At 28.9% G+C, this 22,177-nt stretch carries 19 protein-coding genes and 8 pseudogenes; 19 read left to right on the forward strand and 8 right to left on the reverse strand.

What is annotated here, in order from left to right; translation table 11 throughout:
- The first annotated feature begins 4 nt into the window (after positions 1–4).
- A pseudogene (glmS, locus tag ACZ1HD_RS00405) lies at positions 5–1,862 on the forward strand (glutamine--fructose-6-phosphate transaminase (isomerizing)).
- Positions 1,863–1,915: 53 nt separating this feature from the next.
- On the opposite strand, the pseudogene ACZ1HD_RS00410 reads toward glmS, so the two are convergent.
- Positions 1,916–2,520 (reverse strand): annotated as a pseudogene (locus tag ACZ1HD_RS00410) (NAD(P)/FAD-dependent oxidoreductase).
- A gap of 1 nt (position 2,521) precedes the next feature.
- Positions 2,522–3,109 (reverse strand): MarC family protein, encoded by a 588-nt coding sequence (locus tag ACZ1HD_RS00415; protein WP_077810772.1) that lies wholly within the window; start codon positions 3,107–3,109, stop codon positions 2,522–2,524.
- Positions 3,110–3,194: 85 nt separating this feature from the next.
- On the opposite strand from ACZ1HD_RS00415, the gene ACZ1HD_RS00420 reads away from it, so the two are divergent.
- Positions 3,195–3,764, forward strand: a complete 570-nt coding sequence (locus tag ACZ1HD_RS00420) for a DUF3109 family protein (RefSeq protein WP_079737878.1) — start codon at positions 3,195–3,197, stop codon at positions 3,762–3,764.
- Here ACZ1HD_RS00420 and ACZ1HD_RS00425 read toward each other — a convergent pair.
- Complete coding sequence (locus ACZ1HD_RS00425; protein ID WP_472688311.1) at positions 3,756–5,672, reverse strand: tetratricopeptide repeat protein; 1,917 nt, start codon at positions 5,670–5,672, stop codon at positions 3,756–3,758. The genes ACZ1HD_RS00420 and ACZ1HD_RS00425 overlap by 9 nt on opposite strands.
- Before the next feature lie 3 nt (positions 5,673–5,675).
- Positions 5,676–6,407, reverse strand: a complete 732-nt coding sequence (locus ACZ1HD_RS00430) for a LytR/AlgR family response regulator transcription factor (protein WP_472688312.1) — start codon at positions 6,405–6,407, stop codon at positions 5,676–5,678.
- A 331-nt stretch (positions 6,408–6,738) separates the two neighbouring features.
- On the opposite strand from ACZ1HD_RS00430, the gene ACZ1HD_RS00435 reads away from it, so the two are divergent.
- The 16 genes and pseudogenes from ACZ1HD_RS00435 to tsaB all read left to right on the forward strand — a co-directional run bounded on the left by ACZ1HD_RS00435 (position 6,739) and on the right by tsaB (position 18,479).
- Positions 6,739–7,308: an energy transducer TonB gene (locus ACZ1HD_RS00435; RefSeq protein ID WP_472688313.1), complete on the forward strand. Its 570-nt coding sequence runs from the start codon at positions 6,739–6,741 to the stop codon at positions 7,306–7,308.
- Positions 7,309–7,340: 32 nt separating this feature from the next.
- Positions 7,341–7,478 (forward strand): energy transducer TonB, encoded by a 138-nt coding sequence (locus ACZ1HD_RS00440; protein ID WP_472689412.1) that lies wholly within the window; start codon positions 7,341–7,343, stop codon positions 7,476–7,478.
- A 69-nt stretch (positions 7,479–7,547) separates the two neighbouring features.
- Positions 7,548–8,294 (forward strand): deoxyribose-phosphate aldolase, encoded by a 747-nt coding sequence (deoC, locus tag ACZ1HD_RS00445; RefSeq protein WP_472688314.1) that lies wholly within the window; start codon positions 7,548–7,550, stop codon positions 8,292–8,294.
- 2 nt (positions 8,295–8,296) lie between these two features.
- Positions 8,297–8,879: pseudogene (locus tag ACZ1HD_RS00450) on the forward strand (acyltransferase).
- Positions 8,872–10,299: a hypothetical protein gene (locus tag ACZ1HD_RS00455; RefSeq protein ID WP_472688315.1), complete on the forward strand. Its 1,428-nt coding sequence runs from the start codon at positions 8,872–8,874 to the stop codon at positions 10,297–10,299. Before ACZ1HD_RS00450 ends, ACZ1HD_RS00455 begins: the two are co-directional and overlap by 8 nt.
- Before the next feature lie 245 nt (positions 10,300–10,544).
- Complete coding sequence (locus ACZ1HD_RS00460) at positions 10,545–10,943, forward strand: hypothetical protein (protein ID WP_472688316.1); 399 nt, start codon at positions 10,545–10,547, stop codon at positions 10,941–10,943.
- Positions 10,944–11,143: 200 nt separating this feature from the next.
- Positions 11,144–12,045 (forward strand): annotated as a pseudogene (gene cyoE, locus ACZ1HD_RS00465) (heme o synthase).
- 10 nt (positions 12,046–12,055) lie between these two features.
- Positions 12,056–12,640 carry a cytochrome c oxidase subunit 3 gene (locus ACZ1HD_RS00470; RefSeq protein ID WP_079737886.1) on the forward strand — a complete coding sequence of 195 codons (585 nt, stop codon included), beginning with the start codon at positions 12,056–12,058 and terminating at the stop codon, positions 12,638–12,640.
- A 57-nt stretch (positions 12,641–12,697) separates the two neighbouring features.
- Positions 12,698–13,672, forward strand: a pseudogene (locus ACZ1HD_RS00475) (cytochrome c oxidase subunit 3).
- Between the two features lie 18 nt (positions 13,673–13,690).
- A pseudogene (locus ACZ1HD_RS00480) lies at positions 13,691–14,028 on the forward strand (cytochrome C oxidase subunit IV family protein).
- Positions 14,029–14,172: 144 nt separating this feature from the next.
- Positions 14,173–14,754, forward strand: a complete 582-nt coding sequence (locus tag ACZ1HD_RS00485; RefSeq protein WP_472688317.1) for a hypothetical protein — start codon at positions 14,173–14,175, stop codon at positions 14,752–14,754.
- A 5-nt stretch (positions 14,755–14,759) separates the two neighbouring features.
- A pseudogene (locus tag ACZ1HD_RS00490) lies at positions 14,760–15,402 on the forward strand (SCO family protein).
- Positions 15,403–15,429: 27 nt separating this feature from the next.
- Positions 15,430–15,931 (forward strand): annotated as a pseudogene (locus ACZ1HD_RS00495) (DUF420 domain-containing protein).
- Positions 15,924–16,145, forward strand: a complete 222-nt coding sequence (locus tag ACZ1HD_RS00500) for a hypothetical protein (RefSeq protein WP_077810787.1) — start codon at positions 15,924–15,926, stop codon at positions 16,143–16,145. The pseudogene ACZ1HD_RS00495 and the gene ACZ1HD_RS00500 overlap by 8 nt, the downstream one beginning before the upstream one ends.
- A 222-nt stretch (positions 16,146–16,367) precedes the next feature.
- The gene (locus ACZ1HD_RS00505; RefSeq protein ID WP_472688318.1) at positions 16,368–17,720 is read left to right on the forward strand and encodes a TolC family protein; all 1,353 of its coding nucleotides are present in this window, start codon (positions 16,368–16,370) and stop codon (positions 17,718–17,720) included.
- A gap of 12 nt (positions 17,721–17,732) precedes the next feature.
- Positions 17,733–18,479, forward strand: a complete 747-nt coding sequence (gene tsaB / locus ACZ1HD_RS00510) for a tRNA (adenosine(37)-N6)-threonylcarbamoyltransferase complex dimerization subunit type 1 TsaB (RefSeq protein ID WP_472688319.1) — start codon at positions 17,733–17,735, stop codon at positions 18,477–18,479.
- Here tsaB and ACZ1HD_RS00515 read toward each other — a convergent pair.
- The 3 genes from ACZ1HD_RS00515 to ACZ1HD_RS00525 all read right to left on the reverse strand — a co-directional run bounded on the left by ACZ1HD_RS00515 (position 18,423) and on the right by ACZ1HD_RS00525 (position 20,481).
- Positions 18,423–19,223: a mechanosensitive ion channel family protein gene (locus ACZ1HD_RS00515; RefSeq protein WP_472688320.1), complete on the reverse strand. Its 801-nt coding sequence runs from the start codon at positions 19,221–19,223 to the stop codon at positions 18,423–18,425. The genes tsaB and ACZ1HD_RS00515 overlap by 57 nt on opposite strands.
- Positions 19,224–19,473: 250 nt before the next feature.
- Positions 19,474–19,905: a hypothetical protein gene (locus tag ACZ1HD_RS00520; RefSeq protein ID WP_472688321.1), complete on the reverse strand. Its 432-nt coding sequence runs from the start codon at positions 19,903–19,905 to the stop codon at positions 19,474–19,476.
- 375 nt (positions 19,906–20,280) lie between these two features.
- Positions 20,281–20,481, reverse strand: coding sequence for a dodecin family protein (locus tag ACZ1HD_RS00525; RefSeq protein WP_077810792.1), 201 nt, complete (start codon positions 20,479–20,481; stop codon positions 20,281–20,283).
- A gap of 163 nt (positions 20,482–20,644) precedes the next feature.
- Between ACZ1HD_RS00525 and ACZ1HD_RS00530 the strand changes: the two genes are divergently transcribed.
- A complete protein-coding gene (locus ACZ1HD_RS00530) occupies positions 20,645–20,926 on the forward strand; it encodes a toxin-antitoxin system YwqK family antitoxin (protein ID WP_472688322.1) in 282 nt (93 codons plus the stop codon).
- Between the two features lie 480 nt (positions 20,927–21,406).
- On the opposite strand, the gene ACZ1HD_RS00535 is transcribed toward ACZ1HD_RS00530, so the two are convergent.
- Entirely contained in the window at positions 21,407–22,126 is a 720-nt protein-coding gene (locus ACZ1HD_RS00535; RefSeq protein ID WP_472688323.1) for an energy transducer TonB, read from the reverse strand.
- Between the last annotated feature and the right edge of the window lie 51 nt (positions 22,127–22,177).

The following is a 22,177-nucleotide window of genomic DNA, read 5'->3' on the forward strand; positions in this document are numbered from 1 at the left end:
TGTTATGTGTGGAATTACGGGTTATATCGGTTTTAGAGATGCTTATCCTATTGTAATTAACGGATTAAAGAGATTAGAGTACAGAGGTTACGATAGTGCTGGTCTTATGATGTATGACGGAGAGAAAATACACTTATCTAAAACTAAAGGAAAAGTTTCTGAATTAGAATCTATTACAAACAATGAAGAAATAAGAAAGGTTGGTAAAATAGGAATAGGTCATACACGTTGGGCAACTCACGGAATTCCTAATGATACAAACTCTCATCCTCATTCTTCTCAATCTGGAAATCTAGTTATCGTTCATAACGGAATCATAGAAAATTACGATACTTTAAAGAAAGAATTAGTATCAAGAGGTTATACTTTTAAAAGTGATACAGATACAGAGGTATTAATAAACTTAATTGAAGAAGTTAAAAAACAAGAAAATTGTAAATTAGGTAAGGCAGTTCAATTAGCTTTAAATAATGTTATTGGTGCTTATGCCATTGCGGTTTTTGATAAAACAAAACCTAACGAAATTATTGTAGCTCGTTTAGGAAGTCCGATTGCAATTGGTATTGGTGAAGATAATTCAGAGTTTTTTATAGCTTCTGATGCTTCTCCTTTTATTGAGTATACGAAAGATGCTATTTATTTAGAAGATGAAGAAATGGCAATCATCAAGTTAGATAAAGGAATTAAAATACGTAAGATAAAAGACGATTCTTTAGTTGATGCAAATATTCAAAAGTTAAAGATTAGTTTAGATCAAATTGAAAAAGGTGGTTACGACCATTTTATGTTGAAAGAAATTCATGAGCAACCTAAAGCAATTATAGATACTTATCGCGGTAGAATGTTACCGAGATGAAGGGATTATTAGAATGTCCGGAATAGACAATCACATGAATAAATTCTTAAATGCAGAGAGAATTATCATTGTTGCTTGTGGTACTTCTTGGCATGCAGGTTTGGTTGGAGAATACCTAATTGAAGATAAGGCTCGTATTCCTGTAGAAGTAGAATACGCATCAGAATTTAGATATAGAAACCCAATAATTACATCTAAAGACGTAGTTATTGCAATTTCGCAATCTGGTGAAACTGCAGATACTTTAGCGGCAATTAAATTAGCAAAATCTAAAGGTGCTTTTGTGTTTGGTATTTGTAATGTAGTTGGCTCTTCTATTGCTAGAGAAACAGATGCTGGTGCTTACACGCACGCAGGACCAGAAATAGGTGTAGCGTCAACAAAAGCTTTTACTACTCAAATTACTGTTTTAACATTAATTGCGTTAAAATTAGCCTCTAAAAAAGGAGAAATTTCTAAGTCTGAATTAAGAACATTTTTACAAAAAATGCAACTGATACCAAAAAAGGTAGAAGACTTATTAAAAATTGATGAAAAAGTAAAAGAAATAGCAGCAGTTTATAAAGATGCACCAAATTGTTTATATTTAGGTAGAGGCTTTAATTTTCCTGTTGCTTTAGAAGGTGCTTTAAAACTTAAAGAAATTTCTTACATTCATGCAGAAGGGTATCCTGCTGCAGAAATGAAGCATGGTCCAATTGCCTTAATTGACGAGAACATGCCAATTTTTGTAATTGCAACAAACAAAGGACACTACGAAAAAGTTGTAAGTAATATTCAAGAAATTAAATCTAGAGCAGGAAAAATTATTGCAATTGTAACTGAAGGTGATACTCAAGTTAAAGAAATTGCAGATCATGTTATAGAAATACCAGAAACAGAAGAGGCTTTAACACCGTTATTAACAACAATACCTTTTCAGTTATTATCTTACCACATTGCTGTAATGCTAAATAAAAATGTAGATCAGCCAAGAAACCTTGCAAAATCGGTTACGGTAGAGTAAATAATAATACATATAAAATAAAAAAGCCAGCTAATTAGCTGGCTTTTTTATTGTTAAATTTTATGATGAATTTTAACGTGTTTGTTATTGTTCCAAAGAGTTAAAATATCGGTTGCAACTGCTGCTCCACTTCCCGCGGCAATGGCGTATTGACTTCTATGTCCTGCAATTGTTCCGCAGCAATAAAGACCTTTTTTTATAAAGTGATCGTTGTTTAAAAGTTGAATTCTGTCTTTCTCAGGATTTGCTTTTTTATGAGGTATAATGTATTCTTCGAATCCATCAATAGTAAATGGTTTAGAATAATTTAAAGCTAAAACTACTATTTTAGAAAGATAAGTGTCTTTATTTGTTTTAATTTGATAAGTATCTGCTAATTCTTTGACTGCAATTACCTTTTCATTTTCAATTTGCTGAATTTCACTATAAAGTTCTTCTAAATGTTCTTTTCCTTCTATAAGAATCTCTCTTCCTAGTTTTGCCGGAGCTAAACCTAAAACATTATTAAATAAAGCATTTTGAAGGTGAGAATTTTTTTGATGCATGATAATTCCAACTTTTTTTGATCAAAAAAAGGCTTGTCTTTTGCAGAACCAAGAACTAATGCGCACTGTAAACCTGAAACACCACCACCAAGAATTAAAGCATCAAAAACCATATTAAATAAATAAAGCTTTAATATTTTGAGCGAATAATTTTACAGCAATAGCTAATAATATAACACCAAATACTTTTCTAATTATCTGAATTCCGTTAGGACCAATTAGTTTTTCAATTTTAGAAGATGTTTTTAAAACTACGTAAATTAAAATAACGTTTAATAAAACAGCTGTTATAATGTTTTCTATATGAAACTCTGCTCTTAAAGATAATAAGGTTGTTAAACTACCAGGACCAGCAATTAAAGGAAATGCTAAAGGGAAAACAGAAGCTGTTATAGCATTTACACCATCTTCGCTATCTTTATAAAGAGTGATTCCTAAGATCATTTCTAATGCAATAAAAAATAGAATAAAAGAACCAGCAACAGCAAAAGAATTTACATCAATACCAATTAAACTTAATAAACTTTGCCCTAAAAACAGAAAAATAATCATAATTACACCAGCAATTAATGACGCTTTTTCAGATTGAATGTGGCCTGCTTTCTTTCTTAAATCGATAATAATAGGAATGTTACCAATAATATCAATTACAGCAAAAAGCACCATAAAGGCAGTAAATATCTCTTTAAAATTAAAATTCATAATCGTTTATTTTATTTTGCAAAATTAGTCAACTTACTTTACTGAAGTGTAAAATTAAAGAAAATAATTATCTTATTTTTGCAGCATGTTTCAACTAGGAAAAACTATAGTATCAGAAGATATAATCGAAAAAGATTTTGTGTGTAATATTTCTGCTTGTAAAGGTGCTTGTTGCATAGACGGCGAAGCAGGAGCGCCTTTAGATAAAGAAGAGACCAAGATTTTAGAAGATATATATCCTAAAGTAAAACCTTTTTTAAGAAAAGAAGGAATTGAGGTAATAGAAAAAGAAGGTACTTGGGTTACTAGCGAATGGGGTGAGTTAGAAACCCCTTTAATTAATGGTGCAGATTGTGCTTACGTAATTTTTGATGAAAAAAATACGGCACTTTGTGCAATTGAAGAAGCTTATAATCAAGGTGAGATTGATTGGAAAAAACCTGTTTCTTGTCATTTATATCCAGTTAGAGTGAAAGATTACAGCGAATTTTCTGCTGTAAACTATCATAAATGGGAAATTTGTGACGATGCGTGTACTCTAGGTAAAGAGTTGCAGGTACCGGTTTACAAATTTGTAAAGCAAGCTTTAATTAGAAAGTTTGGCGAAAATTGGTACGCAGAATTAGAAAAAGTCGCAGAAAAACATCTAAAATAGAGGAAACATTAAAATAACTTTTGTTCCGCAGGTTTTGTTGTTTTCGTTAACAACATCTTTGTACGTTAATTCAAAATTATTTTTAAGAGGTTTTGCAAAAGTTTCTAATCTATCTTTGGTTAATTCGATGCCAATAGATTTTCTTTGAATCGATTTTTTTGCTTTAATTTTAGCAGCAGCTTTTCTACCGATTCCGTTATCTTCAATTTCAATTTTAATATACTCGTTAGATACTTTTTCTAACGTAATACTCATTTTTTTATTCTCTTTTTTAGTTGATAAACCATGCCACAAAGAGTTTTCTAGAAAAGGTTGTAAAACTAAAGGAGGTATTTTAATTGCGTTTAAATTAACTGCATCATCATTTTTAATATTAAAGTCAATTTCATTAGAAAAACGAATATTCTCTATACTCATATAAAGTTTCATTGTTTCTAATTCTTCGGCTAAACTAGTTTCTTGAATAGAAGAGGCTTCTAAAATTTTTCGCATCAATTTAGAAAATTTATTTAGGTAAGAAGTAGCCTTTTTTTGATTGTTTTCTATAATGTAAAGCTTTATAGAGTTTAACGCGTTAAACATAAAATGAGGATTCATTTGCATTCTTAATGCATCTTGTTTTAAAGAAAGAATCTTTTTTTCAGTTTTAAGTTCCTTTTGCTGACCTCTATAAAACAAGGTAACAACAATAAATAAAAGAATACTAATAGAAAAAATTAGTAAATTTCTATTTCGAGTTACTTTTAAATGTGCAATCTGATTTTTTTTAGCTAAATCTTTAATTTGGTTTTCTGCTCTTTCTTTATTGTACTCGGTAATTAGGTCTCTAACATAAATTAAATTTCTTGCGTTAAATGTTTTAAAATCTTCTTCTTTTGCAACTTTATAATGGCTGTAAGCTTCTTTATAATTGCCTGTTTTGTTGTATAAAAAAGCCAGGTTTTCGTTTGCTTTTACAACAATTGTTTGAATTTTATGCTTTTTGGCAATTTCTAAAGCAGTGAGTAAATATTTTTTTGCTTCATCATAATTGCCCAAATATCCGTAGGATAAGCCCAAGGTATTATATGTATTCGATAAATAAAACTTGTCGTTTTCTTCTATTGCTAGCGGTAAAACTGCACTCACAGTTTCTAATGCTTTTTGATGATTGCCTTTTTTTGTAAGAACATTTGCAATACTATAACCACAAATAATTTTACCAATTTTAGAGTCTATTTGATTGTTATAATCTAACGATTTTTTAAAACTTTTTAGAGCTTCATCTAAATTACCCAAAGCTTCGTGAGCAGTACCAATTGTTTTATGATTGATAGCTAAACCTAATTTGTAATTTAATTTCTGATGAATTACGATAGATTTTTCAAACTCTTTTAGAGCCAAGTTATATTGTTTTAGTGAATTGTAAATGTTACCAATTCCGTTTTCTGAAATACTAATTAATTTCTGAATTTCGATACTTGGGTTTTCTACACTTAAACCTTTGTCTAATGCTTCTTTATGGTAATTTAAACCATTAATTATTTCGTCTTGCCTTCTGTAAACAGAGCCAATATTATTTAAGGTAGTAATTTCATTTTCTATACTATTTAATTCTTTGCTAATTTTTAAGGCTTCGTTATATTGAATTAAAGCTTCATTAAATAAAGAAATATCTCTATAATATTTTCCTAAAGTACTTTTACCGTAAAATAATCCTTCCAAATAATTGTTTTCTTTACTTGTTGCAATTATTTCTTCTAAAATTTTTTTGTTTTTCTCGTTACCTTTAAAAATAGAATCAATAGCACTAATGCTAGTGGGTTTGTTAAAAATAAGATAAGTTAATTTACTTTTTAAATCATTTTTTTGACTAAAAAGAACATTCGATAAAAGGTAAAACAGAATTAAAAGTATTTTAGACTTCATAAGTTAAAATTTTTCTAAGAATTCTGTTTTTTTACTTCTAGAAACCGGTATTTTATGATTGTTTTCTAACACAACATAACCATCGGTTTTTAAGTATTCTTTTACTTTATTTAAATTGATAACATAAGAATTATGGATTCTAAAGAAAACGTTTTGTGGTAATAAGGAATGAATTTCTTTTATCTTCTTAGTTACCACTATTTTTTTGTTGTCATCGGTAAAAATTGTTGAGTAATTTCCGTCAGAAGCAATAAATGTAATTTCAGACGGTTCTAAAAATAAGTTTACCGTCTGTGCTAAGCGTAATTTTTTTGTAGTCTGTTTGTCATTAAAATTCAATAACACTTTTTCTATATCGTTAGAATTTATAGATCGTAAATTATGCTTTTTTACTTTAGCGATAGTTTCTTCTAAATCATCTGTATCAATAGGTTTTAAAAGATAATCAATAGCTTCGTTTTTAAGCGCCTTTATTGCGTATTCGTTATAAGCAGTCGTAATTACAACTGCAAAATTTTTAGTTGTTAATTTACTTAAAAACTGAAATCCATCCATTGTAGGCATTTCAATATCTAAAAATAGACAATCGATTTCGTTAACAGCTAAATATTTTAAAGCCTCTTCGGGCTCATTAAAGGTAGCGACAATACTAATTTCATTTTCAAAATTAGACAATTCCCAAGATAAGCCTTGTATGGCTTTCGGTTCATCATCTATAATAACAGCTTTTAACATGATTGTAATTTATTCAGAATTGCTATATTATATAAATTTAGTAACACTTTTGCTTAATTAACGTACTTTTTGTCTTATAATTTTTACTTTTTGATAAAAAACAGACCAATTATACATTTTTAAGAACCATTTATACAAGTCTAAAATTTAAAGCTCTTGTTTTTATTTAGATTTGTATAGCATTTTAGGGGAATGCAACAATTTTTTTGAAATTTGAAACTGGTTAACTGTAGGGGGCTAATCAGTTTTATTAAAGCATCACATAAGTGATGCTTTTTTTATGGCACGTTCTTTGTTTTAACAAAGTCTTAACATAAAAAATTTCTTAATTATGAAAAACCTTAAAAAACTACCTTCAAAGCAATTAGAGAAATTCTCTAACATTTTTACACAATTAGGTCTTGTACTCGTTCTTTTTATTGTTTATATAACTCTAGAGCACGAAACTTCTAAGAAAACTGTTGCAGAAATTAAAGAGTATTCGTCCGAAAAAATATATTTAGAACCCACACAGGTTTTCGAATTTGTAAAAGAAGTCAAAACAAATCCGAAACCTAAGGCTATAAAACCACAAATTTTTATACGAGAAGAGGTTCAGAAAGTTAAAAACGATGTTGTAGAAACTGTAATAGATACATCAGAAGACGAACCTGTTATTATAAATGCTGATGATATTGTAGAGGTTGATATTCCTGATGAAGATCCAGTAATTAACGATGTACCGTTTATTAATATAGAAGATGCACCTGTTTTTAAGGGTTGTGAAGGTTTGTCTAAGAAAGAAAATAAAATATGTTTTGATAAAAAAATGAAACAGTTTGTGTTACGTAACTTTGATGCAGGTTTAGGTAATGAATTAGGTTTACACTCGGGATTCATAAAATTCAGACACAATTTTTAATTGATGACAAAGGAAACGTTGTCGATGTAAAAATTAGAGCACCACACAAAAGGTTAGAAAAAGAAGCAAGTAGACTGATAAAAAAACTGCCTAAATTTACTCCAGGAAAACAAAGAAATAGACCTGTAAGAGTTAGATATAATTTACCCATCGCATTTAGTGTAGAGTAATATTTTAAGCCCAACCAATTGGTTGGGCTTTTTACTATTGTATAGTTTAGATTTTGTTATTTTTGTAGTATGAAAATAAATCAATTTTTAGATGCTACCTATTTAAAGACTGCAGAACAAGCTGGTATAACCGAAGAAGAAAACCTTCAAAATGTTATAAGTTTGGTGGAAGAAGCAATTTTATATGAGTATAAATTGATTATGATTCGTGCCAATTACATAAAAGTTGCAAGAAGACTTTTAAACGATGCAAAATCAAATGTAGTTATAGGGACTGTTATCGATTTTCCTGCCGGAAACTCATCCTTAGAAAACAAAATTTCAGAAGCAAAAGAAGCTATTAATTTAACTGCAGATGAATTAGATTTTGTTGTAGATTATAGTGTGTTTAAAAACGGCAAAATTTCATCAATTAAAAAAGAAATAGAAGAATGCACTGCGCTTTGCCTAAAACATAATAAGAAAGCAAAATTTATTATAGAAGTTGCCGCATTATCTAGTGAAGAAATAATTGTAATTTCACAGCTTATAAAAGAAGTTGTAATTGAAAAGTTTGGATTAGAAAATGCAAAAAATGTATTTGTTAAATCCTCTACAGGTTTTTTTAAAACTGATGATAATTCTGCAAACGGCGCAACTTTAGAAACTATAAAGTTAATTCTAGAAAATGCAAAACCGTTAAAGGTTAAAGCAGCTGGTGGAGTTAAAAATTATGAAATGGCAGCTAAAATGATAGATTTAGGAGTTGACCGAATAGGAACTTCTTCTTCTAAACAAATTATAAATAAAATACAGAACGTAAACCAAGGTTATTAATTTTGAAAGATTTTTTTGCACACGAAACAGCTGTTATAGATACAGATTGCACAATTGGCAAAGACACTAAGATTTGGCATTTTAGCCACATAATGTCTAATTGTGTTATCGGTAAAGGTTGTAATATTGGTCAGAATGTTGTGGTTTCGCCTAAAGTTGTTTTAGGTAGTAATGTAAAAGTGCAAAATAACGTTTCTATTTATACTGGTGTTATTTGCGAAGATGATGTTTTTCTTGGGCCTTCTATGGTTTTTACAAACGTAATAAATCCAAGAAGTGCAATTAAAAGAAAAAGACGAATATAAAACTACAGTTGTAAAAAAAGGTGCTAGTATTGGTGCTAATGCAACCATTGTTTGTGGTAATAATATAGGTAAATATGCTTTTGTTGGCGCAGGAGCCGTTGTTACTAAAGAGGTTTTACCATATGCTTTAGTAGTTGGCAACCCTTCTAAACAAATTGGTTGGGTAAGCGAATATGGGCATAGATTAATTTTCGATGATAACGGTTTTGCCGTTTGTAAAGAGAGTAATCAGAAATATCAATTAAAAAATAATATAGTTATACAGTTAAAAAATGATTAAAAAATTTTTCCTTTTAGTTTTAATATTACCTTCTTTATTTTATGCTCAGTCAGAGAGGTATCCTGTTTTTGATGGTTGTAAAGGATCAGAAATAACATCCATAGAAAACTGTTTTTACGAAACTACAAAAAAACATTTTTTTGCAGAGTTTAAAACACCTGCAATTGTAGAAAATGAACAATATAAAGGTACAGCAAATGTTTTATTTATAGTAACTAAAGAAGGTGATTTTGAGGTTATCTATGTAAACACACCGTATCAAGAAATAAAGAAAGAAGTTTTAAGAGCTTTTAAGGTTTTTACAAGAATTACTCCTGCAAAATATAATAATAGAAGTGTAGAAATGCAATTTGAATTGCCAATTCAGTTTCCGATTGTAAAAAATAATAAAGAAACCAAGGCACCAATAAAAAAGAGTTTTTTGACTTCGAAAGAAGATTTATCTATAACTGTAGAAAAAAGTAGATTGGCAGATTCTGTTTTTTTAGAACACAATAGCTTGTTAAATATTCCTTTTACACATCAAAATTATGTAGATTATGAATTTGCATTGCACAAGGCTAGTGGTACGCATACAGCTTCTAAACCTTATGTTTATAATGAGATAAATAAATACTTAGATTTAAGTAAAGAGAAAACAAAGTTTTTAAAACCGAATAAAGAGTCTTGGTTGGGTAGAAAACTATGGAATGAACATTTACTGCAAGTAAAAAAGAAAGATTTTTGGTTGACTTTGGATTTTTTAGTTGATGTACAATTGGGAAAAGACAATTCTGATGTTTCTTATACATATAACAACTCTAGAATATTAACTGTTAATGGAGGTTTGGGTGATAAGTTTTCTTATTCTGCAACGGTTTATGAAAGTCAGGCAAGATTTGCAGATTATGTAAATAGCTTTATTAGTAGCAGATCTTTATTAACTAGACCAAAAAATTCTGACGGTTTAGTTCCTGGTAGAGGAAAAGCGAAGGCTTTTAAAGATGATGCATTCGATTATCCTGTTGCAGAAGGTTATTTAGCTTTTCAACCAAATAAATTTATGCAATTTCAATTTGGTAATGGTAGAAATTTTATTGGTGACGGTTACAGATCTTTTATTTTATCGGATGTTTCTGCACCAACCACTTACTTAAAGATGAAAGTAGATTTTTGGAAATTGCAATACACAAATGTTTGGATGTGGAATACAGAGCCATCAATTTCATCTGCTTCCAATCCTAACGAGCATGCTAGAAAATATATTGCAGCACATTATTTAAGTTTAAATTTAACAGAGAAATTAAATATCGGATTCTTTGAAACAGCAATATCTACAGGAGAAAATGGTTTTGATGCAGCGTTTTTTAATCCGGTAATATTTTATAGATCTGTAGAATTTAATAGAGGAGAAGATTCGGTAATGCTATTATTGGTTTAACAGGTAAATACAAGTTAAATAACAATGTTTCTTTATACTCTCAATTAATTGTTGATGAATTTTCTGTAGGAAATTTAAATGATTTAGGGAAATGGCAAAACAAATTTGCGTATCAATTAGGTGCAAAATACTTTGATGCATTTAACGTTGATGATTTATTTCTACAGTTAGAATACAATTATGCTAGACCTTATACTTTTGCTCACAAAACACCTATTTTAAATTATGGTAACTATAGCCAACCAATGGGGCATTTGTGGGGAGCAAACTTTTATGAAGCAATTGCAATTGCAAGATATAAGAAAGATAGATGGTCTTTTAGTGGTAAGTTAACCTTAGGTAAAAAAGGATTTGACTTTGAAGATGAAGCAATTAGTTATGGTGGTAACATTTATCAATCTTATGAAGATAGATTTAGCGATGTTGGTAATGAATTGGCACAAGGTAATACTGCAAATATTTTTATTGCAGATTTACAAGGTAATTATTTAATCAACCCGTCTAATCGACTAAGTTTATTTGCAGGCTTTACATACAGAAAGTTTTCGCCAAAAGTTTCTACTCAAACATATCCTGAAGGAAATACAGTATGGTTTTCTGCAGGAATACGAGCAGATTTATTTAATTGGTATTTAGATTTTTAATTTTATATAATTTTTTGGTTTTTATAATCGAATAATGATTATATTTGCAGTGTGATTCTTCTATAGAATCACACTTTTTCTTTTTCATAGCAATTTTCCCACTCAATTTATTGAGTGGGTTTTTTATTTATTATCAAAACTCTTAAAAGCTATGGTAGATTCATTTTTATCAAATATCTTTGCAGAATAATGGTAGTAATATGAATTCAACAGTTATTTCCGATAAGAAAACATCTATGCAAAGTATTATTTCAGACCTAAAACAATTAGCAAAAGTTGGTTTGTCTTTAAGTGTTGTGTTTTCTTCTATTGCAGGATATTTGTTAGCAGTAGAAACTGTGAGCTATTTTACACTCTTTCTTTTAGGTTTAGGTGGTTTTTTTATGGTTGGTGCATCTAATGCATTTAATCAAATTATAGAAAAAGATACAGATGCTATAATGAAACGTACACAAAATAGACCTTTACCAACAGGTAGAATGTCTGTAAACGTTGCGTTAACAATTGCAGTTTTATTCACAATTTTTGGTTTGGCAATTTTGTACAGTATAAACCCTAAATCTGCATTGTTTGGCGCAATATCTATATTCTTATACACTTGTGTTTATACGCCTTTAAAATCTGTAACACCATTAACTGTTTTTGTGGGTGCAATACCAGGTGCAATACCATTTATGTTAGGTTGGGTTGCTGCAACAAACAATTTTGGTATAGAAGCAGGGTTTTTATTTATGATTCAGTTTTTTTGGCAATTCCCGCATTTTTGGGCGATTGGATGGTTGCAGTTTGAAGAATATAAAAAAGCAGGATTTAATATGTTGCCAATGGGTTCTAAAGACAAAGGCGCAATTAAACAAATTATTTTCTACACGGTAATAATGATCTTGGTATCAATAGCACCTGTGTTAAAAGTTTCGGTTCATTTTATATTCACCCAATAACAGCTATAATAGTTGCTTTATTTGGTGTGATGATGCTTTTTTACGGAGTAAAATTATATAAAAGTGAAGATAATATTGATGCAAGAAAGTTAATGTTATCTAGTGTTTTGTACATAACAGTAGTACAAATTATATATGTGGTAGATAAATTTTTACATTAAAAGAAGACAGATGGAAGAACAAACATTACAACAAGAACTAACTGTTGCTAGAAAAAAATCTGCAAAACCTATGTTGTGGGTTTCGATGATTAGTATGGTTATGTTTTTTGCAGGTTTAACAAGTGCTTATGTAATAAGCATGAAAAGAGATGATTGGGTTACTTTTGATTTGCCAATTGCATTTTATACAAGTACAGCACTAATTATATTAAGTAGCATTACATTAATTTTATCTCAAAGATTTTTAAAACAAGATAAAAGACAATTATCGCTTATATTTGTAGTAGTAACACTTATTTTAGGTATTGCTTTTATTTGGCAACAATATGAAGGTTTTAACGAACTAAAAAGTCTTGGTTTGTATTTTACAGGACCAGGTAGCACAGTGTCTACATCGTTTATAATTGGTATTACATTAATGCACGTTTTTCACCTGATAGCTGGTGTTATTGTGCTTTTTGTTGTTATTTATAATCATTTTAAATATAAATATAAACCAAATGATTTGCTGGGGTTTGAACTTGGCGCTATCTTTTGGCATTTTGTAGATATACTATGGATTTATCTATTTTTCTTTTTCTATTTTATTAGGTGATGAAAAATGATTAATTTTGCGAAACTATTTCTAACATTTAATTAATAGATTACATTTATGGAAGCAAATATTGCTGTACCAACTGACAAAAAAGAAACCTGGAGCGGTGGTGGTGTAAAACCATTTGGCGCTAGTTATGGTAAAATGATGATGTGGTTTTTCATCTTATCAGATGCATTAACATTTTCAGGATTTTTAGCTGCTTATGGTTTAACTCGTTTTAAATTTATCGACTCTTGGCCAATAGCAGATGAGGTTTTTACTCACGTACCTTTTGTACACGGAGAATTTCCAATGATTTACGTTGCTATTATGACGTTTATCTTAATATTTTCATCTGTAACAATGGTATTAGCAGTAGACGCTGGTCATCAAATGAAAAAAATAAAGTAGCATGGTATATGTTTGCTACAATTATTGGAGGTATTATTTTTGTTGGTTCGCAAGCTTGGGAATGGAATACTTTTATTAAAGGTTCTTATGGTGCTGTTAAAACTACAGATGGTAAAGTTTTACAATTTGTAAAAGACGGTAAACAAATTGCTTTAGCAGATTTTGTTACCGGAGAAAGAACAGATGATAGGGTAGAGCACACTAGAAAAAATGGTTTATGGTTTCAAAGTGAAGAAACAATTGCTACTTATTCTGTAGCACAAGTTTTGGCTGCTTACAACGCTAACCCAGATATTCAAGTAAGAACAGAATTAATAGACAACAAGAAAAAAACAATATTATCTAGAGAAGAAGGTTCTTTACAACTTGCTAAAACTAAAATGGTAGTTGAAGGTGCAAACTTAAAAGCAAATGAGTATGGTAATACAATTTTTGCAGATTTCTTCTTCTTTATTACTGGTTTTCATGGTTTTCACGTATTATCTCGGTATAATAATTAATATCATCATCTTTTTTAATGTAATTTTAGGTACATATGAAAAAAGAGGACATTATGAAATGGTAGAAAAAGTTGGTTTATATTGGCACTTTGTAGATTTAGTTTGGGTATTTGTATTTACCTTTTTCTACTTAGTTTAATAAATAAAATAGATACAAATGGCACACGCACACGAATCAAACACAAAGAGAATATGGATCGTTTTTGGTATTCTTTCTGTAATAACTTTAGTAGAGGTTTATTTAGGTATTATTAAACCAGATGCTTTACACTTACATGGTCCAGGAACTAGTTGGTTAAATTGGATTTTTATAATCTTAACTTTAGCAAAGGCTTATGGTATTGCTTGGGTTTTTATGCATTTAGAAGGAGAAAAGAAATGGTTTAGAAGATCAATAGTTTGGTCCGAGTTTTTCTAATTTGCTATTTAGTAACCTTACTCTTAATAGAAGGAGGCTATTTATTCGATACATTATCACCACTTGTAAAATGGTAATATAATAAAGGTGGTTTTTAACCACCTTTTTTTATACCCAAAACTTAAGAAGTAACATTTTTTAAAAGGATTAATTATGAAGTTGTTTACAAAAAAAGAGTCGTATTATTTTTATTATTTATATTTCCTTTAATCTGTTTCTTATTGCTGTCTACAGGGCAAAATAATTTCACAAAACTTCCAATTGTTACCGAGCGTGTTTTAGATGTTTCTACGATTGATGAAACTAATACTGTAAAATTATACGATAAAGTTTCTATAATCTGCTTTTTGGGTAACGATATCGACAAAAATAAATCGCGTCTTTTTAATTTGAATCAGAAAATTTATAAAGAATTTATAGACAACAAAAAATTTCAAATAATAGGTATATATCCTTTAGGTAAAGAAGTAGAAGCAAATAATGTGAAAAAGCAATTAGGCGCTTTTACAGACATGAAGAAATGGAATTTTATTGCAGCATCCGATGAAAATATTTTGAAGCTTTATAACAGTTTCGAAACTAATGAAGAATTAATTAACTTAGGAAGTGCAAAAGCTTTTTTAGTAGACAAAGGCGTAAACCTTCGTGGTAGATTAGATGAAAAAGAAGTCTTATTTGGTTATGATATGAATTCTGTGGCAGAGTTAAAAGATAAGTTAAAAGATGATGTTAACGTATTATATTACGAATACTACGCAGCTTTTAAAGAGAGAAATAAAAACAAGGCAGAAAGAAAAATTTAAGTAATATGAACAAAAAATATTCTTTTATCGGTATTGCATTTATCATTTTGCTATTTGGTATTTACACTGTGCCTAAAGTTGTAGACAGATTTAAAGATTCTGATTTGGTAAAATTTAATAAAGTACCAAGTTTTGAATTTACAAACCAAGAAGGTAAAACAATTACTAATAAAAATTTTGAAGGTAAAGTGCATGTAGTAGAGTTTTTCTTTTCTACTTGTCCTACTATTTGTCCCATAATGAACCGAAAATGTTAACCATTCAAGATGAATTTTTTGGGAATCCTAACTTCGGAATAGCTTCTATATCTATTACTCCAGAAATCGATACACCGAAGTTTTAAAAGAATATGCAAAATCAAACGGAATTACACATAAAAATTGGCATCTGCTAACAGGTAAAAATGATGATGTAGTTTATGCACTTTCTAATAAAGGATTTAAATTATATGCCGGAAAAGGAGACGAAGAACATGGTGGTTTTGAGCATTCGGGTTTATTTGCGCTTGTAGATAAAGACGGTTACATTCGCTCTAGAAAAGATGAGTATGGTAATCCTATTATGTATTACAGGGCTATAGAAGAACAAACTTTTCCTGATCAGATTAAAGAATTGAAAGAAGACATTAAAACTTTATTAAATGAATAATTTAGCACAAGAAAAAAATATAAAAAAATTATTACAGTTTTATCTATAGTAATTCCTATTGCTGTAGCCGCATTATTTGGTATCAACTTAAGAGAATTAGGTTTTGATGTAGCTCCTTTAAAGTTTTTGCCACCTATTTATGCAACTATAAATGGTATTACAGCAATACTTTTAATTGCAGCAGTAATTGTAATTAAAAAAGGAAACAGAAAATTACATGAACAACTTAATAGCCTTGCAATTGCATGTTCTCTTTTATTTTTACTAATGTATATAGCTTATCACATGACAACAGATTCTACTACTTTTGGTGGAGAAGGTGTTATTAAATATATATATTATTTTATTTTGATTACTCATATTGTGTTATCTGTTATCGTGATTCCTTTTGTGTTAATAACATACATGAAAGCAAAATTGGGTAAATTTCGAACATAAAAAAGTAGCAAAAAAAACATTCCCTATTTGGCTTTATGTTGCAGTTACAGGGGTTATAGTCTATCTAATGATATCTCCTTATTATGTATAAAAACAAAATAGTTTTATTTATAGTAATTTTTTTACTTACTGTTTTTAATGGTTATTCTCAGTGCGCTATGTGTAAAGCTGTTGTAGAGAACGGAGATATTTCTATGGCAGAAGGTGTAAATAACGGTATAACATATTTAATGATTTTTCCTTACTTATTAATTGGAGTTTTATTTTACACACTTTACAGGTATAAAAAGAAAGCTAAAAATTAACAAATAAATAAGAGAGATTTACTGTAACATATTTTAATTTTAGTCGTCTTATTAAAACAAACAAAAAATAAGTTCTATTTATTATTTAAATTCTAGTCTGTTCATCATTCTGGTTTTTAGTAGATTAAGCTATTTTTGTTTTAATTATTGAAATAATAAATCAATTAACGCAGAATTAAAATTAAAGATTTTGAAAACCAAACTTATTTTATTTGTAGCCCTTTGTACCTCAATAGCTACTTTTTCACAAAAAAATGGACATTAAGAGAAGCTGTAAATCAAGCTTTAGCCAAAAACATATCTATACAACAGAATAAGTTAAGTGTAGAATTGGCAAAAAAGGATGTAGAAATTGCAAAAGGTAATTTTTTACCAAACTTAAATGGTAGTTCTTCTGGTAGATTTGGTTTCGGTTCTTTTATTGATAATATTAGTAATGCAAGAATTTCTACGGATAACTTTAATGCTTCTTTTGATTTAAGTTCTAGTGCAACCTTATTTAACGGCTTCAGAAATACAAATACATATAAACAAGCTCAACTTGGTGTAGAGTCTAGTTTATTAGATTTAAAACAAATAGAAAATGATATTTCTTTAAGAGTTGTAAATACTTTTTTAAATGTATTATTTGCTAAAGAGAACCTAGAAGTCGCAAAAGTACAAGCAGAAATTAGTAAAAAACAAATTGATGCTGCAAAAGCTAGATTTGATGCAGGTGTAATTGCCAAAGGAGAACTTTTAAATTTTCAGTCTACAGCAGCTAACGATGTTCAAAATGTAATTTTACAAGAAAATGCATTAGACTTGGCATTATTAAACTTAGCACAATTGTTACAAGAACCTGCAGAGAATTTTGACGTTGCACCGATAGAAGTTGCATCACCGTCATCAGATTTGTTGTATGCGAATTCTTCATCAGTATTTCAAAAATCTTTAAATTATATGCCGGAAATAGCAAGAGCTAAATTGGCAATTGACAATGCAAATTTTAATATAGAACTTACCAAAGGTGCTTTTTTACCTACTGTAACTGCTTTTGCAGGTATGGGAACAGGTTACAGTCATAGATTTAATGAGATTTTTACAAATGATTATTTTTTCAAACAACTAAATGACAATTTAGGTTATAATGTAGGTGTTTCTTTAAACATCCCTATTTTTAATAGATTCCAAACTAAAAATAGATTAGCACAATCTAAAATTAATAAAGAAATCTCAGAAACTAGATTAGAGAGTCAAAAGTTAGCTTTAAAACAAACTATAGAACAAGCCTTTTTAGACGTAAAATCAAGTTTAAAAGCATATGAAGCAGCAAAAATTTCTTTAGAAGCACAAAAAGAAGCTTTTAAAAACGCTCAAGAAAGATACAACTACGGTGCAATGACTTTATTTGATTTTGATTTGGTAAGAACAAGGTTGGTAAATGCAGAAGGGGCAATGATTCGTTCTAAATACGATTACGTGTTCAAAACAAAAGTATTACAATTCTATTCAGGAGAATTAGTTTTTAAAAACCCTCAATATTATATTTTAAGCCTCACTCGTTTTATTACTTGTGAGGTTTTCTTTTTTTGAAATACTATCTTTGTGAAAAAAAGAACATTGGCAATTATATTAAACATAGAGACATCAACTAAAAACTGCTCTGTAAACATAGCAGAAAACGGAGTTGTTTTAGCTATAAAAGAATTAAATAATGGTAATTATTCTCATGCAGAAGTATTACATCCATTTATAGAAGAAGTATTACAAAAAGCAGCTATAACAAAATCGCAAATAAGTGCAATTGCCGTTAGTAAAGGTCCAGGGTCTTATACAGGAATTAGAATTGGTGTCTCTGCTGCTAAAGGGCTTTGTTTTGCTTTAAATTGTCCTTTAATATCTATTGATACCTTAACAGCATTATCTTACGCCATATCTATCGAAAAAGGCTTTATAGTACCAATGTTAGATGCAAGGAGAATGGAAGTATATGCAGCGATTTTTAATTCTGAAAATGTTAATGTACGTGATACAAAAGCTGAAATAATAGATGAAGGTTCTTTTGCAAAAGAATTAGAACAATCTAAAGTATATTTTTTAGGTGATGGATCTGAGAAATGTAAACAAATTATAACTCATAAAAATGCAGTTTTTATAGATGAGAAGTTTCCTTCTTCTAAAGAAATGGCATCATTGTCTTATTTAAAATACAAAAAAAACGACATCGAAGATGTCGCTTATTTTGAACCTTTTTATTTGAAAGATTTTATTGTTATTCCGAAAAAAAGAAAAAACCTACTTTTTAATTTCCACTTGATGCGGATAAGGTATCTCAATTCCGGCGTTATCTAATGCTATTTTTGTGTTTTCAGTAACATCAAAATATACTTTCCAATAATCTTCTGTATTACACCATGGCCTTACTGCAAAATTAACAGAACTATCTGCAAGTTCTAATACTGTAACACTAGGTGCTGGATCTTTTAAAACTTTTGGATGAGAAGTTAAAACATTCAATAAAACATCTTTTGTTTGTTTAATATCAGCATCATAAGAAACTCCAAACACTAAATCTACTCTTCTTGTTCCTTCTGTAGTAAAATTAATAATGTTTCCGTTAGAAAGTGCACCATTAGGTATAATTATCTCTCTATTTGAAAGACCTGTTAATTTCGTTGTAAAAATTTCAATTTCTTTTACAACTCCGGTTTCTCCTTGAGCCTGTATCAAATCTCCAACTTTCATTGGTTTAAAAATCATTATTAAAACTCCTCCTGCAAAATTAGCTAAAGATCCTTGTAAAGCAAGACCTACTGCTAAACCTGCAGCGGCTATAATTGCAGCAAAAGAAGCTGTTTCTACACCTAACTTTGCTATAACAGTTATGAATAATAATATTTTTAAAACCCAATTAAGTAAATTTCCTAAAAATTTTTGAAGTGTAACATCTACATTTCTTTTCTTAAGAATTTTTGTAGTTGTGTTAATAATTATTTTAATTACAACTAAACCAATAATTAACATGGCTAACGCCATTAAAACTTTTGGTGTGTATTCTACCAATACCTCCTTTATATTTTCGATATGTTCTTCCATTAAATTTATTTAAATTGAATTATAGTAATTAAATACTTTTGTTACATCGTCAATTTTTTTCTATTTAGTTTTTCTTGTTTCATGAAGTTTTTAATCTTTGAAGATTTATTTCCAAATAAATTGTAAAAATCTTTCTTACCTTTAGGAAGTTTTACTAATTCGTTATTTAAAGCTACAAAATGTTCATCTTTTTTTGATATAAATTTTGCTTTTTTTGATGATTCAAATTGTGTTTTAGCTACTTTTCCTTCTATAAATGCAACATTTTTTTGGAGTATAAAGAAGCTTTTCCTTTTGCGTTTATTTCGAAATATTTTAATTCTCCGTTTAAATTAAGTACAGTAAACTTCTTACCTAAATTTACAAAATGGATTATTTGATTTTCTGTTTTAGACAAGAAATATACTGTCCCATCTTTAATAAACTCCATCTCATCTGCAAAAATATTGTAACGAAAATAAAATTTATCTTTCAAGTCATCTACTTTTGCCTCTTGATATTCTTCAGTTAAAAACCTTAAGTGTTGTGTTTGTGCTGAAGCATCTTTAGCGGTTACACCATCAATTTTAGTGTTTGGACCTTTAATTGTTATTGAAAGTCCATTTTGTCTTTCTAATTGTCCAAAAACAACTATTGATTGAGTAAAAAACAATACTGTTGCTAAAATTTTAATTTTTCTCATAATTTTTAATAAAACAAAGTTAGTTATAATGTTAATAAAGCCGGTATGGTTTGTGTATAAAAGATATTAATATTTTTAGTTGTATAACTTCACTAAAGTTCAGTTACTATTACACAATTTATAAAAAATAAGACACAATCTTCTATATTTAATGTTAAAGCATGCAATAATCTTGCCGAAATAAATAATTTATATAACTTTTGATTAGTTGCTATAACTTTTGTTTGAAATACAAATTATTTGTTTTTTTAGATTAAAAATATTCTAAAGATCATATGTACCCATGAATACAAACTACTATAGAAGAAATATCATTTTTATATACATACATAATTATGAACTAAAAAAGGCGATTTATTAAAATCGCCTTTTGTATTAGTTTACTTCAAATGTTATTTTTAAGTTGACTCTAAATTCGGTTACTTCATCGTCTTTTACTACTGCACTTTGCGATTGTACAAAAACGGATTTAATGTTTTTTACAGATTTAGAAGCTTGCTTTACTGCTTTTTTTGTTGCGTCTTCCCAACTTTTATCTGAGTTAGCTAAAACTTCTATTACTTTCATTACGGCCATGTTATTTGATTTTTTAAGATTAATGTTATGTAAATATAAGAAAATCAAGAGATTATTATCGTAATATTTTCCAATGTTAACTTAATGTTATGTAAATGTTTGCAAATTGTTATAAAAGTGTTATATTTGTAAACCAAGTGTTAACCCTCAAAACAGAAAAATCATGAAAAAAATTTTAACAATAGCATTTTTATGCATCGCAGCAATAGGATATTCTCAAGATATTAAGCCAACTTATGAAGCAGAAGGAGATTTAGTAAAGGCTACTTATTACCATGAGGATGGATCTATTAGTACAGAAGGTTATTTTAAAGATAAAAAATTAACAGGAATTTGGACTCGTTTTGATAAAGAAGGAAATAAAGTTCAAATGGCTTTTTATAAAGAAGGTAAAAAAACTGGAAAGTGGTTTTTCGGAATAATGCTGGTTCTTTACAAGAAGTAACTTACAATAACAATACTATAGAAAGTGTTAATTTGTGGAAAGCTGAAACTAAAGTAGCTACAAATAAATAATATTTTTCTACTATAAACACAAAAAAGCCTAAAGTTTTACTTTAGGCTTTTTGTGTTTATTGACATTCTAACCAAAGTCTTTTATGGAATATAAATCTATTTATAAGCTAAACGTATTTAAAAGAAGACTAAGATCATGTTGTAGTTGCGTTGAAATCTTCTGATAGAACCAAAACAAAACGTTTATATTCTTATTTATTAATAAGTTAAAGCTAATGAACGTAATTTGTAATCTTAAAATTCACTTTGTGTTTGTTGTTTTATTATTTATAAAGAATTTCTATTTTAAGAATACAACAAACGTTAATTATTAAATTAACTATTCGTATCATTTATTACTTCAAATAGAAGTAAAAAAAACGCTTAGAACATTGTTCTAAGCGTTTTGATATATTATAATTCTTATTGATTACTCTACTAATAAAGAGAAAGGAATGTTGTAACTAACACCAACTGGCTTACCTCTTTGCTTACCTGGTTTCATTTTAGGTAATAATTTCATTACTTTAATAACCTCCGCTTTAATTTTTGGGTGCGGTGCTCTTGCTTGTACATTAACAATGTTACCTTGTCTATCAATTTTGAAACCAATAAATACTCTTTTCTTACCTGGAGAAAGACCTAATTCATTTGGTAAATCTGCATCAAATTTTCTAGAAAAGTGTTTTTGTACCATTTTACTAAAACAATCTTTTAACTCTTTTTTACTTCCTCTACACCCAGGAAATACTGGTGCATCTTCAATAATCATAAAGTTTACATCTTCTACAACTTCTTCTGCTTCTTCGATTTCTACAATTTCCTCAACTTCTACAGCTTCAGTTTCATCTGTTTCAGTAGATTCTATTACAGTTTCTTCAACTTCCTTTTCATCTTCTACAACTTCAATTTTTTCTCGAGTTGGTGGTGGCGGAGTTTTAGGTTTTACAGGCTCTACTCTTTCAGTAATTGGAATGTCTTCTTCCATGTCTGCGTTCATATTAACTACACCTAAAGAACTTGTAGTTTTGTCGTATGTTTTCTTTTCGATTGCAGCATAAGTAACAAATAAGGCTAATACTAAACCTATTTGCATAAATATTTTACTGTAATTTTCTAAGTTCGATTTCGGGTTTTTCTTTATTTCCATTGAATAAGAGTTTTATATAGTTCGCTAATTTAACTAAATTATTGTGTTAAA

It is taken from the genome of Polaribacter sp. HA6-7 (assembly GCF_055693625.1).